16 protein-coding genes are annotated in these 13,689 nt (G+C 71.2%); 6 read left to right on the top strand and 10 right to left on the bottom strand.

Annotation, left to right across the window (positions count from 1 at the left end):
- Positions 1–82: 82 nt before the first annotated feature.
- Positions 83–964, bottom strand: a complete 882-nt coding sequence (locus OHS70_RS29040; protein WP_328402170.1) for a sterol desaturase family protein — start codon at positions 962–964, stop codon at positions 83–85.
- Positions 965–1,122: 158 nt separating this feature from the next.
- Positions 1,123–1,845, bottom strand: coding sequence for a VIT1/CCC1 transporter family protein (locus tag OHS70_RS29035; RefSeq protein WP_328402168.1), 723 nt, complete (start codon positions 1,843–1,845; stop codon positions 1,123–1,125).
- A 392-nt stretch (positions 1,846–2,237) separates the two neighbouring features.
- On the opposite strand from OHS70_RS29035, the gene OHS70_RS29030 reads away from it, so the two are divergent.
- The 5 genes from OHS70_RS29030 to OHS70_RS29010 all read left to right on the top strand — a co-directional run bounded on the left by OHS70_RS29030 (position 2,238) and on the right by OHS70_RS29010 (position 7,070).
- Positions 2,238–3,305, top strand: coding sequence for a DEDDh family exonuclease (locus tag OHS70_RS29030; RefSeq protein ID WP_328402166.1), 1,068 nt, complete (start codon positions 2,238–2,240; stop codon positions 3,303–3,305).
- Between the two features lie 64 nt (positions 3,306–3,369).
- Positions 3,370–3,603: a hypothetical protein gene (locus OHS70_RS29025; protein WP_152894276.1), complete on the top strand. Its 234-nt coding sequence runs from the start codon at positions 3,370–3,372 to the stop codon at positions 3,601–3,603.
- A gap of 102 nt (positions 3,604–3,705) precedes the next feature.
- Positions 3,706–4,494: an SURF1 family cytochrome oxidase biogenesis protein gene (locus OHS70_RS29020; RefSeq protein ID WP_328402162.1), complete on the top strand. Its 789-nt coding sequence runs from the start codon at positions 3,706–3,708 to the stop codon at positions 4,492–4,494.
- Between the two features lie 30 nt (positions 4,495–4,524).
- A complete protein-coding gene (locus tag OHS70_RS29015) occupies positions 4,525–6,309 on the top strand; it encodes a glycoside hydrolase family 15 protein (protein WP_328402160.1) in 1,785 nt (594 codons plus the stop codon).
- A gap of 5 nt (positions 6,310–6,314) precedes the next feature.
- Complete coding sequence (locus OHS70_RS29010; protein ID WP_328402158.1) at positions 6,315–7,070, top strand: SDR family oxidoreductase; 756 nt, start codon at positions 6,315–6,317, stop codon at positions 7,068–7,070.
- Positions 7,071–7,203: 133 nt separating this feature from the next.
- Here the strand turns inward: OHS70_RS29010 and amaP are convergent, their stop codons facing one another.
- Genes amaP through OHS70_RS28985 form a run of 5 tightly spaced genes read right to left on the bottom strand, consistent with a single transcriptional unit; the run spans position 7,204 to position 9,502 of the window.
- On the bottom strand, positions 7,204–7,782 hold the full coding sequence (gene amaP / locus OHS70_RS29005) for an alkaline shock response membrane anchor protein AmaP (RefSeq protein WP_328405971.1): 579 nt from the start codon (positions 7,780–7,782) through the stop codon (positions 7,204–7,206).
- 5 nt (positions 7,783–7,787) lie between these two features.
- Complete coding sequence (locus OHS70_RS29000) at positions 7,788–8,450, bottom strand: DUF6286 domain-containing protein (RefSeq protein WP_328402156.1); 663 nt, start codon at positions 8,448–8,450, stop codon at positions 7,788–7,790.
- Positions 8,447–8,791, bottom strand: coding sequence for a hypothetical protein (locus OHS70_RS28995; protein WP_328402154.1), 345 nt, complete (start codon positions 8,789–8,791; stop codon positions 8,447–8,449). Before OHS70_RS28995 ends, OHS70_RS29000 begins: the two co-directional genes overlap by 4 nt.
- Before the next feature lie 6 nt (positions 8,792–8,797).
- Positions 8,798–8,989: a hypothetical protein gene (locus OHS70_RS28990; protein WP_328402152.1), complete on the bottom strand. Its 192-nt coding sequence runs from the start codon at positions 8,987–8,989 to the stop codon at positions 8,798–8,800.
- 12 nt (positions 8,990–9,001) lie between these two features.
- The gene (locus tag OHS70_RS28985) at positions 9,002–9,502 is read right to left on the bottom strand and encodes an Asp23/Gls24 family envelope stress response protein (RefSeq protein WP_328402150.1); all 501 of its coding nucleotides are present in this window, start codon (positions 9,500–9,502) and stop codon (positions 9,002–9,004) included.
- Between the two features lie 90 nt (positions 9,503–9,592).
- On the opposite strand from OHS70_RS28985, the gene OHS70_RS28980 reads away from it, so the two are divergent.
- Positions 9,593–10,264 carry a hypothetical protein gene (locus OHS70_RS28980; protein WP_328402148.1) on the top strand — a complete coding sequence of 224 codons (672 nt, stop codon included), beginning with the start codon at positions 9,593–9,595 and terminating at the stop codon, positions 10,262–10,264.
- Positions 10,265–10,364: 100 nt separating this feature from the next.
- Here the strand turns inward: OHS70_RS28980 and OHS70_RS28975 are convergent, their stop codons facing one another.
- The 3 genes from OHS70_RS28975 to OHS70_RS28965 all read right to left on the bottom strand — a co-directional run bounded on the left by OHS70_RS28975 (position 10,365) and on the right by OHS70_RS28965 (position 13,581).
- The gene (locus OHS70_RS28975; RefSeq protein ID WP_328402146.1) at positions 10,365–11,156 is read right to left on the bottom strand and encodes an enoyl-CoA hydratase/isomerase family protein; all 792 of its coding nucleotides are present in this window, start codon (positions 11,154–11,156) and stop codon (positions 10,365–10,367) included.
- 211 nt (positions 11,157–11,367) lie between these two features.
- Positions 11,368–11,589: a helix-turn-helix domain-containing protein gene (locus OHS70_RS28970; protein WP_005477683.1), complete on the bottom strand. Its 222-nt coding sequence runs from the start codon at positions 11,587–11,589 to the stop codon at positions 11,368–11,370.
- 393 nt (positions 11,590–11,982) lie between these two features.
- Complete coding sequence (locus OHS70_RS28965) at positions 11,983–13,581, bottom strand: ABC-F family ATP-binding cassette domain-containing protein (RefSeq protein WP_328402144.1); 1,599 nt, start codon at positions 13,579–13,581, stop codon at positions 11,983–11,985.
- Between the last annotated feature and the right edge of the window lie 108 nt (positions 13,582–13,689).

Raw genomic sequence — 13,689 nt, 5'->3', positions numbered from 1 at the left:
CGAAGGCCCTCGGCGAAGGGCAAACGGACCGGGGGCCTGACGGCCACCTCGGCAGCGTCGCCGGGTCCTGTGTCCGGGGCGGTCATGCCGCGCCCTTGGCGGCCGGTGCGGCATCGCCGGTGAGCGGAGCGGGGGATGCCGGCTGCCAGCCGGGCCCGCGGAAAACGCGCCCGGCCATCTCGCGCAGGGTGCGGGCCTCCCGTACGTCCCTGGCGATGGCCACGTACTCGTGCGTGGCCACGCGCAACGGGTTGTACGTCTCGATGTTCTTGGTCAGCCCGAACACGGGACGCTCGGTCTCGGCCGCGAACGACCCGAACAGCCGGTCCCACAGGATGAGGATGCCCCCGAAGTTGCGGTCCAGATAACCGCCCTGGGAGGCGTGGTGCACCCGGTGGTGGGACGGCGTGTTGAGGACGTACTCGAAGGGTCGCGGCAGCTTGTCGATGCGCTCGGTGTGGATCCAGAACTGGTAGACGAGATTGACGGAGGAACAGAAGGCGAGCGCGGCCGGGTGCACACCGCAGGCGACGAGCGGCAGATAGAACGGCCAGGAGGTCAGGCCGGTCCAGGGCTGGCGCAGCGCGGTGCTGAGGTTGAACTTCCGGCTGGAGTGGTGGACGACATGGCACGCCCACAGAATCCGGATCACGTGGTGGCCGCGGTGCGACCAGTAGTAGAAGAAGTCCTGCGCGAGCAGCATCAGCAGGACCGTCCACCACAGGACCGGGACCCGGGCCGGTGTGAACGCGTAGAGGGCCGAGTAGAGCGCGACGACGGGGATCTTCCACACGAGGTCGAAGAAGAGGCTGCCGAGACCCATGCCGATGCTGGTCGCGGCGTCCTTGGCCTCGTAGCCGGCGGCATCCTCGTCGGGATGCAGCCGGTAGCTGACCATCTCCAGGACGGTGAGCAGGACGAAGGCGGGTATCGACCACAGCACGACATCGGGCAGGTTCGGCATGCGGGCACCGTAGAGGCGGGTGACGGGGCACGGCTAGATGGTGTTACCGACAAGTATGCGAGAGGGGCTGTCAGCAGCTTTTGGCGACTTCCGCCAAGAACCCGCCACCGCCCGGTCCACGATCAGGCGGGCCGGTGCCTCCCTGCACAGGACGTGATTCACACCCCCGCCGCTCCCAGCAGCGTCCCCGTCGCGTACGTCACCGCCATCGCCAGCGCCCCGCCGCCCACATTGCGCAGCACCGCCAGACCCACCCCGGCGCCGCCCAGCCGGGCGCTCCACCAGCCGGTGAAGGCGAGGGCCGCGAGGACGGACACGACGGTGACAGGCAGACGCAGGGACGACGAGGGCAGCACGATCGCGAGCAGGGGTAGCAGGGCGCCCACGGTGAACGCCAGGAAACTCGCGCCCGCCGCATGCCAGGGGTTGGTCAACCGGTCCGGATCGATGCCGAGTTCGACCCGGGCGTGGGCGCGCAGGGCGTCCCGTTCGGTGAGTTGGACCGCGGCCTCGCGGGCCACCTCGGGCGACAGGCCCCGGTCCGCCAACAGCTGCGTCAGTTCTTCCAGTTCGGCTGCCGGCTGCTCCCTCAGCTCCCGCTTCTCGACCGCGAGGGCGGCCTTCTCGGAGTCTCGCTGCGTGGAGACGGAGACATACTCGCCGGCCGCCATCGACATGGACCCGGCCAGCAGCCCGGACAGGCCCGCAGTGAGCAGGGCGCCCCGGGATCCGGTCGCGCCCGCGACGCCGACGACCAGGCCGGCGGTGGAGACGACACCGTCGTTGGCGCCGAGCACCGCGGCGCGCAGCCAGTTGAGGCGGGTGCCGAGACCGCCGCCATGAGCCTCCTCGTGGGGCGGACCGCCCGTCGTATCAGTCACCTGGGGAGGGTCTCACCCGGTGCTGTGCCGCGTCCGAACCAACCCGCGGAAAATGAATCCGGTGGAGGCGGGCACCGCACTGGACCGGCGCGGAGCTGCTGACAAACCGGTGGCGTTCGCGGCGCGCATCCGCGGACGCGATGCGCCGGAGCGCGAAACGCATCCCGGGGCGGCGCACGGGCTCGCGTCCGGCACGTGCGGGCCGCTCTCGCGCCGGTACACGGTCGGGTGGTGCCGGAGCACGCGAGCGGCACCGTATGTCTGCTGCTTCCGGGCCCTGTTGACGGCCGTGGGCCTGGAACTGACGGCAGCCGGGGACCTGGTCGCAGCACCTGGCCGGGTAGGCCGGGGCACGGGGCGGCGAGTGTTGTCAGTGACGGCCCGTATTCTCTGTGACCATGCTCGACGACCGTACGACCGCAGCGACGACGTGGCCGGCCGCGTATCCGAAGGGGTACGCGGTCGTCGACGTGGAGACCACCGGACTCGCCCGTGAGGACCGGATAGTGTCTGCCGCGGTCTACCGTCTCGACGCCCGCGGCAATGTCGAGGACCACTGGTACACGCTGGTCAATCCGGAGCGCGATCCGGGGCCTGTGTGGATCCACGGTCTGACGAGCGATGTCCTGGAAGGCGCGCCCCTGTTCGGCGAGATCGCAGCGGAGCTCTCCACCCGGCTCGACGGCCGGGTGCTGGTCGCGCACAACGCCATCTTCGACTGGTCGATGCTCGCCAGGGAGTACGCACGGGCGAGCCGGTCGGCGCCGACGAGGCAGCGCCTGTGCACCATCGCGCTCGCCAAGGAGCTCCGGCTGCCGCTGCCCAACCACAAGCTGGCGTCGCTCGCGGCGCACTTCGGCGTCGTGCAGCAGCGCGCGCACCACGCGCTGGACGACGCGCGGGTCCTGGCCGAGGCGTTCCGGCCGAGCCTTCACGCGGCGGCGCGTGACGGGGTCCGTCTGCCGTTGCTCGAATGCCGTCCCCTGACGGAGTGGTCCGACTCCCCCGCCACGCCGCGGATCGGCTACCAGCCGTCGTACGGACACGGCAGCTGGCGGCCCTCGCGCAAACGCCCGCCGTGCCCGTACCCCAACCCGGGGCGGTACGAGAAGGACGGGCAGCTGGTCCAGGGGATGCGGGTGGCGTTCTCCGGCGACACGTCGACCGAGCGCGAGCTTCTGGAGGACCGTGCGATCGAGGCCGGGCTGCATGTCGCCACGAGCGTCTCGCGGCTGACGAGTCTGCTGGTGACCAACGACCCGGACGCGTCTACGTCGAAGACCCTGAAGGCCGCGGCATACGGCACACCGGTCGTGGACGAGGCGGCCTTCACCCAGCTGCTGCGGGACGTGGCACCCTCCCCGGGGGGTCCGCAGACAGCCGCGGTCGCCGGTCCGGCGGCGGTTCCGGCGGTACCACGACCCGCCGCACCGCCCGCCGCGGCACCCGCATCGGAGTGAACCCGGCGCGACTCGCCCGCCGCCCGCTCGCCCCCGGCCAGTCCTGAGTCCCACCCTGTGGCGCATGGCACGTTGCGAGGTATGCGGAAACGACTACGGCATGTCCTTCGAGGTGCACGCGCAGGGCGCGGTGCACGTCTTCGACTGCTTCTCCTGCGCCATTCACCGCATGGCGCCCATCTGTGAACACTGCCGGGTCCAGATCATCGGCCAGGGCGTCGAAGTCGAGGGCCACTGGTACTGCGGGGGCCACTGCGCCCGTGCGGAGGGCAGGGTGGGCATCGTGGACAAGGTGTGACGGGGCGGGCGGCCCGATTGCAGAATCGGATCTTCCCGTGTGCGCGGCCCTGACGGGACCCCCCGTCCGGGCCGCGGGCCGTCAGCAGGTACGGTCGAGGCCGTGTACCGCTTCCTGTTGTCCCGGCAGTGGGTGATCCTCACCCTCATTGCGCTCGTCCTCGTCCCCACGATGGTCGAGCTGGGCTTCTGGCAGCTGCACCGCCACGAGCGCCGGGTCGCCCAGAACTCACTGATCGCCCGGAATCTCGAGGCGAAGCCGGTACCGGTCGACGAGCTCAGCTCCCCCGGGCACACGGTCCCCCGCGCCGACTACTGGCGGCAGGTCACCGCGACGGGCACGTTCGACACCGCCCACGAAGTCGTCGTGCGCCGCCGCACCAACGCCGACGACCGGGTCGGCTTCCATGTCCTCACCCCCCTGGTGCCGGCCGACGGCTCCGCCGTCCTGGTCAACCGGGGCTGGGTCCCGGCCGCCGCCGACCAGCAGGCGTTCCCCACCGTGCCTGCCGCGCCCCGGGGCACCGTCACCGTCACCGGCCGGCTCAAGGCCGACGAGACGACCGGCGCCAGCGGGATCAAGGACCTGTCGGGTCTGCCGCCCCGCCAGGTGATGCTGATCAACAGCGAACAGCAGGCCAGGACCATGGACAGGCCCCTGCTGGGCGGCTATCTGGAGATGACCGCGCCGGAGCCGGCCGACGACAGCATCGAGCCGATCCCGGACCCCGACCACGACTCCATCGGCGCGCACATGGCGTACGCGGTTCAGTGGTGGCTGTTCGCCGCGTCCGTGCCTGTCGGCTGGGTGATCCTCGTACGGCGGGAGAAGAAGGACCGCGCCGTCACGGCGGCGGATCCGGCGCCCGAGCCGGCTGCCGCGACGGCATAGCGGACAACTCCCGGGGGAACACGCCGGGGCGTGACCCAACGCATCGAGGACTACGCGCTCATCGGCGACCTGCAGACTGCCGCGCTGGTCGGCAGGGACGGATCGGTGGACTGGCTGTGCCTTCCCCGCTTCGACTCGCCCGCCTGCTTCGCCGCACTGATCGGCGGCGAGGACAACGGCCACTGGCGGATCGCGCCCAAGGGGGCGAAAGCGTGCACCCGGCGGGGCTACGTGGGTGATTCGCTGGTCCTGGAGTCGGTGTGGGAGACCCGCACCGGCACGGTCAAAGTCATCGACTTCATGCCGCAGCGCGACAAGGCCCCCGATGTCGTACGCATCGTGGAAGGGGTCAGCGGCTCGGTCGAGATGAGCTCCACGCTGCGACTGCGCTTCGACTACGGCTCGGTGGTGCCGTGGGTGCGGCGCACGGACGGACACCGGGTGGCGGTGGCGGGCCCCGACTCGGTCTGGCTGCGCAGCGAGCCCGAGGTCAAGACATGGGGTCAGCAGTTCAGCACCTGCTCGTCGTTCACCGTCGGACCGGGCGAGCGGGTGGCGTTCGTCATGACCTGGCATCCCTCGCACATGCCGGCACCCGGACTCATCGACCCGCACAAGGCCCTGGACCAGTGCCTCGCCGACTGGCACGAGTGGTCGGCGGGCTGCCGCTACACGGGTCCGTACCGCGAGGCCGTCATGCGCTCCCTGATCACGCTGAAGGGGCTGACGTACGCGCCGACCGGGGGCATCGTCGCCGCGCCCACCACATCGCTGCCGGAGGACATCGGCGGGGTGCGCAACTGGGACTACCGCTACTGCTGGCTGCGCGACTCCACACTCACACTCGGCGCGCTCCTGTCGGCGGGACATGTGGAAGAGGCCGCGGCCTGGCGGGACTGGCTGCTGCGGGCGGTGGCCGGGGATCCGGCCGATCTCCAGGTCATGTACGGGGTGGCAGGTGAGCGCCGGCTGCCGGAGACGGTGCTGCCCTGGCTCGGCGGCTACGCGGGCTCGGCGCCGGTCCGTATCGGCAACGACGCGGTGAACCAGCTGCAGCTCGATGTGTACGGCGAGGTCATGGACTCGCTCTATCTGGGACGGCAGGCGGGGCTGACGGCGGAAGGCCACGCGTGGAACATCCAGTTGAGCCTGATGGGCTTCCTGGAGTCGACGTGGCGCCAACCGGACGAGGGGCTGTGGGAAGTACGCGGGCCGCGGCGGCACTTCGTGCACTCCAAGGTGATGGCGTGGGTCGCGGCGGACCGCGCCGTGCGCACGCTGGAGGAGTTTCCCCAGCTGAACGGCGACGCGGCGCGCTGGCGGGCGATGCGGGACGAGGTGCACCGGGAGGTGTGCGAGAAGGGCTTCGACCCGCAGCGGGGCACCTTCACCCAGTCGTACGGCTCGAAGGAGCTCGACGCCGCGGTGCTGCTGATACCGCGGGTGGGGTTCCTGCCTCCGGACGACCCGCGGGTGATCGGCACGGTGGACGCGGTACGGGCGGAGCTTGGCACCGGTCCGCTGGTGCGCCGCTACAGCAGGGGCGCCGCCGACGTCGACGGATTGCCGGGGCACGAAGGGGAGTTCGTGGTCTGCTCGTTCTGGCTCGCGGACGCGCTGATGGTGACGGGCCGGGTGGACGAGGCCCGGGACCTGTTCGAGCGGCTGCTCGCGCTCCGCAACGACGTCGGGCTGCTGTCGGAGGAGTACGACGCGAGGGCCGGGCGGCAGCTCGGGAACTACCCGCAGGCGTTCAGCCACATCGGCCTGGTGAACACCGCCCTCGCGCTCGGCGCCGACCGGACGGCAGGATAGGGACCATGGATCTTGGACTGAAGGACCGCGTCTACATCGTCACCGGCGCGTCGCGGGGGCTGGGCAACGCCGCGGCGCGGGCGCTCGTCACGGACGGTGCGAAGGTTGTCATCACGGGGAGGGACGCGAAGACGGTCGCGGACGCCGCCACCGAACTCGGGCCGAACGCGGTGGGCGTGGCCTGCGACAACGCCGACCCGGCCGGGGCCGAACGCCTCGTCGCCGCGGCGCGCGCGCACTTCGGCGGCCTCGACGGCATTCTGATCAGCGTGGGCGGCCCGCCGCCGGGCTTCGCCGCGGACAACACGGACGACCAGTGGCGGACGGCTTTCGAGTCGGTCTTCCTCGGCGCGGTGCGGCTGGCACGGACGGCCGCGGCGGAACTGGGCGAAGGCGGCGTCATCGGCTTCGTCCTCTCCGGCTCGGTGCACGAACCCATCCCGGGACTGACCGTCTCCAACGGCCTGCGCCCCGGTCTGGCCGGCTTCGCCAAGTCCCTCGCGGACGAGCTGGGCCCCCGCGGTATCCGTGTGGTGGGACTGCTCCCGGCCCGCATCGACACGGACCGGGTGCGCGAGCTCGACGCACTCTCCGGTGACGCGGAGGCGGCGCGCTCGATGAACGAATCCCGCATCCCGCTGCGCCGCTACGGCACCCCCGACGAGTTCGGTGCGGCGGCGGCCTTCCTGCTCTCCCCTGCGGCGTCCTACCTGACAGGGATCATGCTCCCGGTGGACGGCGGCGCCCGCCACGGCTTCTGACGCCGGACGGGGGCACGTCGCGCCGATGCCGGGGGCACGTGGCCGGCCGGGCAACCCATCGGCGACGGCTGGGGTACCGCCGCCGGGGGCACCCCACGGCCTCCCCTGCGCGCCGGTCCGGGCAGGGCGGGGGTCAACTCACCCGCCGTGCCTTGTGCTTCGTCGCCCCCATCCTCACCTCCGCCGGCAACGACGCCAGCCCCGCCGAGTCCCTTGCGTGGCCGATCGCCTCGTCAGTGAGGTGTGACAGCGTTTCGCCCGGAGCCGCGTACGGCTCCAGGAGCAGGGACACGCGCGCCTCGGGCGTACTGCGGCGGCCTGTCAGCCTGACGTGGGCCCTCGACACGCCGTCCAGGGCCTCCGCCTCGCCCGTGAGGACGCCCTCGAGTGCCCGGGCCCGCAGCAGCGCTCCCTCACCGTCCCCGCTGTCCACGAGCACCTCCGCCAGCCGGGCGCGGCGCAGCTGGGCGAGCAGCCACCACAGCGTCAGCAGCACCACCACCGCCAGCACCGCGATGGCGACCGGCCACCACCAGCCCTCGTCCCGCCACCGGGCGCGGTCCGCGTCGCTCAGCAGGACGTCGTCGGGCCCGTCCCATGGCCACCAGGACGGCACCGGGAGCCCCGTCCCGGCTGCCAGAACGGCACCTCCCACACAGACCAGCGCCAGGCCGGCGAGACCGACCAGCACACGGTTGACCACCCGGAGCATCGGCCTCACCGCTTCCTGGCCGAGGGCCGCACGACATGCACGGTCAGCGCGAGCGGTGCGGCGAGGCCGAGGTCCTTCAGGCCGACGCCCAGCGCACTGTCCAGGTCGGCCCGTACGTCGTCGAGTTCCCGGAAGTGCGACATCGCCCGCACCCGCGCCCTCGAACGCCCCACCCGTACCCGTACGGACTGCACCCCGGAGACCTCCATCGCCCGGTCGCGCAGCGCAAAGGCCGCCGCCTCCCGTTCGAGGGCGGCCCGGACATGCGGATGCTCGCGGCGCATGGGGAGCAGCGCGCGCAGCCCCGGCGTGACGGCGAGGACGATCAGCCAGATACCGATGAGCACCGCGGCGGCGGACACCGCCAGCACCCCCACCTCGTCCGGACGCCATGTATCGAGGTCGTGCGCCAGGGTGCGCCGCCACTGCATGGCGGGCCGGTCGGCGCGCACCGCCGCGACGTCGTACAGCGTCAGGGCCGACGCCCCGAGCACCACCAGCGCGAGCAGCCCGGCCGGCACCCGGCGCACGGACCAGAAACGGCCCGCCCTCCCGCCCTCTCCCTGCTCCGCCGAAGAGGCCGGCTCGTACGCCGCCGCGGACGCCGACTGGTCCAGCTCCAGCACCGGTGGTCTGGGTTTTTGGGCCTCGGACTCGGACTCGGTCATCGGATCCTCCCCTGCGCCGCACGCGAGTGGACGGAGTGCAGTTGCTCCACCTGCACCGCCACCTCGGGTACCTCCATCCCCGCCAACGCCTTTACCCGCTCGGTGACTCGCCGACGCACCGCACCGCACTGGCCGCCGATGTCCGAGGGGTAGTCGAGGTCCAGGATGATCCGTACATGGGCGATGTCATGGTGCACCGTGACCGTGGCGTGCGGTGAGGTGCCGCCCTCCGGCACGCGGCCGATCGCCTCTCGCGCCGCCTGCGCGGCGATCTTCGCGACGACGCGGTCCGCGATCGTGGTCGCCCCGCGTTCGGCCGCCGCGACACGCGGGACGGGCACGACGCCTCACCGCCGCCCGTCGCCGCGGTCGCGGCTGCGGAAGAAGTCGCCGAGTTCAAGGTCCCCCTCGAGGAACCGTCCCCCGATGAAGCCGACCGCTCCCAACGCGGCCACCAGCAGAAATGCCCCGAAGCCGCCGAAGTATCCGGCGAAGCCGAGCGCCATGCCCGCCATCAGGCCGACCACCGCCATGCTCATGTTGAGCTCCTTCTACTGAATGCGTGGCTCCGGCTCTTCCTCTTCCTCTTCCGGCAACTTCACGTCGCTGACCGCGATGTTGACCTCGACGACCTCGAGGCCGGTCATCCGCTCCACGGCGGAGACGACGTTCTCGCGGACGGCGCGGGCGACATCGGCGATCGAGACGCCGTAGTCGACGACGATCTCCAGGTCGAGAGCCGTCTGCACCTCGCCGACCTCGGCCTTCACACCTCGGGCGGCATTGGACCTGCCGCCGGGTACCCGGTCGCGTACGGCGCCGAAGGTACGGGAGCCACTGCCGCCGCCCATCGCATGCACACCGACCACATCGCGGGCCGCCAGCCCCGCGATCTTCTCCACCACCCCGTCGGCGATGGTGGTGCGGCCACGCGCTCCCGCGTCGACGCTTCGCTTGGCCATCGCCGGCCTGCGGGACTGTTCACCGGCCCCTCCGCCCGACGGCTCGCCGCCAGGGTTCTCGGACCGGTTGCGCTGGGCTGGGTCGGTCATCGCCTTGTCCTCTCCGGGCGGTGGTGGCCTCCTTGCCCACATTAAGTGCGCTTGCCCCGTCTCGCGCCGGGGATGCGGCAGGCTGGAGCAATGACCGGTGCGGATGCGGTGCGGCGGGTACGGCGGGCGATGGACCTGGGCAGCTTGCTCCCCCTGGGCGGGCCGGGGGACGGAGCCTGGTTGAGTGAGCAGGCGGCCGCTCCGGTGCTGCGCCGTGTTGCTGCCACGGTGCCGGGAGCGGCGCTGCGCCGGATCCGGCTGACCCTCGCGGACCCGGGCACGACCGCGGAGCCGGCCGTACCGCCTCCGCCGAGCGCCCTGCCGCCGGGTCCGCTGCGCCTGGAAGCGGAGGTCGCGGTCTGGGAATGGGAGCCATTGCCCGCGCTGGCGGCCGAGTTGAGGGCGGAGCTGCTCGCGGTGGCGTCGGACCGGCTGGGTCTGGAGATCGCGGAGGTGGACCTTCTGGTGAGCGAACTGCTGGACACGGCGCCCCGCGGACGTGATGGCACCGACGCGCACCGGGTGCGTGCGGTCGACGCCACGGATGCGGCGGGTGAGGCCGCGGCGGCGACCGAAGGGGTGGCGCATCTGACGGCCACGCTGGGGGTGGCCGTGCATCACGAGCCGGACCATGTCCGGGTCGAGCTGGCGACGGCCGTGGGCCATCGCCCCTTGGATGTCGCCCGCGCGGTCCGCGCCGCGGTCTCCGATGCCCTTGACGACGGCCGTGCGGTGGCGGTCCTGATCACGTCGGTGCCCTGACGGCGTACAGGTGACCGCGGGCCCAGGACTCGGCGCGCCTGCATGCGGACGCGCCGAGTCGACGCCGGAGGCGTCGGTCCGGCCGAGTCGATCGGGAGCGTCAGTCCGACAGGCCGGCCAGGTCGCGCAGCCGCCGCGCCTGGGCCGCACGCTCCGCGACCCGCTGGTCCTCGTAGGTCCGGCCGGCGGCGCCCTGGAGCAGTGCCTTCGTTTCGATCACCGCGTCCCGGGGCGCGGCGATCAGCGCCGCGGCCAGGTCCTGGACGGCGCCGTCGAGCTCCTCCGGTGCCACGACCAGGTTGGCCAGGCCCGTACGCTCGGCCTCCTCCGCGTGGACGAAGCGGCCGGTCGCACAGATCTCGAGTGCACGGGCATAGCCGACGAGCGACACCAGAGGGTGCGTACCGGTGAGATCGGGAACGAGACCGAGGCTGGTCTCACGCATGGCGAACTGCACGTCCTGCGCGACGACCCGCAGGTCGCAGGCGAGGGCGAGCTGGAAGCCGGCGCCGATCGCATGCCCCTGGACCGCCGCGATCGTGACGATGTCACTGCGGCGCCACCAGGTGAACGCTTCCTGGTACTCGGCGATGACCGCGTCGAGCTCCGCATCGGAGCCGCGTGCGAGATCGATGAAGGACGGCTCGCCGTCGAAGCCCTCGGGCGTGAAGGCCTGCCGGTCGAGCCCCGCGGAGAAGGACTTGCCCTCACCGCGCAGCACCACGACCCGCACATTGCCCGGCAGTGACCGACCCGCGTGCACCAACGCCCGCCACAGCGCAGGAGATTGGGCGTTGCGCTTGTCCGGGTTGGTCAGGGTCACCGTGGCAACCGCGTCCTCGACGGTGAGCCGTACGCCGTCCTTGTCGAGCACAGAGTCGGGCGAAGTCATAAGGCGCCTCCGGTTCAGGTGCAGTCAGCTCTGCCAAGAGCTCTACCAAGATAAGTGACTGCACAGTAACCACCCGGCCGACCGGATGCCCGACCGGGTGGCCACCGCGTGTGAACCGGTGGACCGAAGGAGCCACGACCGCCTTGAACGACCCTTCCTTGAACGATTCGCCTCGATCGACCCGATCGAATCGCGCCGATCGGCCGAACCGTCAGGCCGAGGCCGTCTTCTTGCCTCGCGTCGCTCCGCCGCGTCCCCGCAGCGTGACTCCGGACTCGCTCAGCATCCGGTGGACGAATCCGTAGGAGCGGCCGGTCTCTTCGGCCAACGCCCGGATGCTCGCACCGGAGTCGTACTTCTTCTTCAGGTCTGCCGCGAGCTTGTCGCGCGCGGCGCCGGTCACCCGGCTGCCCTTCTTCAGAGTCTCGGCCACCCGTGCCTCCTCATGGGAAGTGCGCTCTGGACTTCTCATGATCACCCCTCATGGGCATCCTGGCCACCCATTCGGCAAGGTCAGTGCAAAAGGCTTGGCGATGCACCGGAGGCCCGACACCGCCGGAATCCTGCATTCCGATCGGCCGAAAGGACCCCCTCGAGCCGAGCGCCATGGAAAGGACCAGGTCAGCGCCGTGCAGCGACGCAAGGGCACCGCACGGGAGCGGACGGACACGGTCCGCTCGGCGCCACGCCGTGATACGAGACGCACTCACACAGATGATGGATCACGCGTAGGCCGAATGATCCATACGGAGTGGATCAACACCGTGCGGCAGCGTCCGGTAACGGAAACGGCCCGGCCCGTGGCGGGCCGGGCCGGAGCCGGTCGTCAGGCGAGCGCCACCAGGTCGGCGTAGTCAGCGCCCCACAGGTCCTCCACGCCGTCCGGAAGCAGGATGATCCGCTCCGGCTCGAGCGCCTCGACCGCGCCCTCGTCGTGGGTGACGAGGATGACGGCACCCTTGTAGGTGCGCAGCGCGCCGAGGATCTCCTCACGGCTGGCGGGGTCGAGGTTGTTGGTGGGCTCGTCCAGCAGCAGGACGTTGGCCGAGGAGACGACCAGGGTGGCCAGCGCCAACCGGGTCTTCTCACCACCGGACAGCACGCCCGCCGGCTTGTCGACGTCGTCACCGGAGAACAGGAAAGAGCCGAGCGTCTTGCGCACCGCGACCAGGTCGAGGTCGGGCGCGGAGGAGCGCATGTTCTCCAGCACCGTGCGGTCCGGGTCGAGCGTCTCGTGCTCCTGCGCGTAGTAGCCGAGCTTGAGGCCGTGGCCCGGGGTGACCTCGCCCGTGTCCGGCTTCTCGACACCGGCCAGGAGCCGCAGGAGCGTGGTCTTGCCGGCGCCGTTGAGGCCGAGGATGACCACACGCGAGCCCTTGTCGATCGCGAGGTCGACATCCGTGAAGATCTCGAGCGAGCCGTACGACTTGGACAGGCCCTCCGCCGTCAGCGGGGTCTTGCCGCAGGGAGCGGGTTCCGGGAAGCGCAGCTTGGCGACCTTGTCGGCGACCCGCACCTCGTCGAGCCCGGCGAGCAGGCGCTCCGCGCGCTTGGCCATGTTCTGTGCGGCGACCGTCTTGGTGGCCTTCGCGCGCATCTTGTCGGCCTGCGTGTTGAGGGCGGCGGCCTTCTTCTCGGCGTTCTGCCGCTCGCGCTTGCGGCGCTTCTCATCGGCCTCGCGCTGCTGCTGGTAGAGCTTCCAGCCCATGTTGTAGACGTCGATCTGGGAGCGGTTGGCGTCCAGATAGAAGACCTTGTTGACGACCGTCTCGACCAGATCGACGTCGTGGGAGATCACGATGAAGCCGCCACGGTAGGTCTTGAGGTAGTCGCGCAGCCAGACGATGGAGTCGGCGTCCAGGTGGTTGGTCGGCTCGTCGAGCAGCAGGGTGTCGGCGTCCGAGAAGAGGATGCGGGCCAGCTCGACCCGGCGGCGCTGACCGCCGGAGAGCGTATGGAGGGGCTGGCCGAGCACCCGGTCGGGCAGGCCGAGCGCGGCGGCGATGGTGGAGGCCTCGGCCTCGGCGGAGTAACCGCCCTTGGTGAGGAACTCCGTCTCCTGACGCTCGTACTGCCGCAGCGCCTTTTCGCGGGTGGCTCCCTGGCCGGTCGCGATGCGCTCCTCGTTCAGGCGCATCTTGCGGATCAGGAGGTCGAGTCCGCGGGCGGAGAGGATGCGGTCGCGTGCCAGGACGTCGAGATCGCCGGTGCGCGGGTCCTGCGGGAGGTAGCCGACCTCGCCGGAACGGGTGATGGTGCCGCCGGCGGGGATGCCTTCACCCGCAAGGCACTTGGTGAGGGTGGTCTTGCCGGCTCCGTTGCGGCCGACGAGACCGACACGGTCACCCTTGGCGATACGGAAGGAAGCGGATTCGATGAGGACGCGGGCGCCTGCGCGCAGCTCGACTCCGGATGCGGTGATCACGGGGTAATACTCCAAGGCGGTATGGACGGCGGAGGGACGGGTGGTCGACGCTGCGACGCCGTCTAATGCACAAGGAGAATTGCCATACGGCCCAGTCTAACGGGGCGG

The organism is Streptomyces sp. NBC_00390, from assembly GCF_036057275.1.
GTDB lineage: Bacteria > Actinomycetota > Actinomycetes > Streptomycetales > Streptomycetaceae > Streptomyces.
Note: the sequence above shows the minus strand (reverse complement) of the source record. Positions and strands in the feature narration are given on the sequence as shown.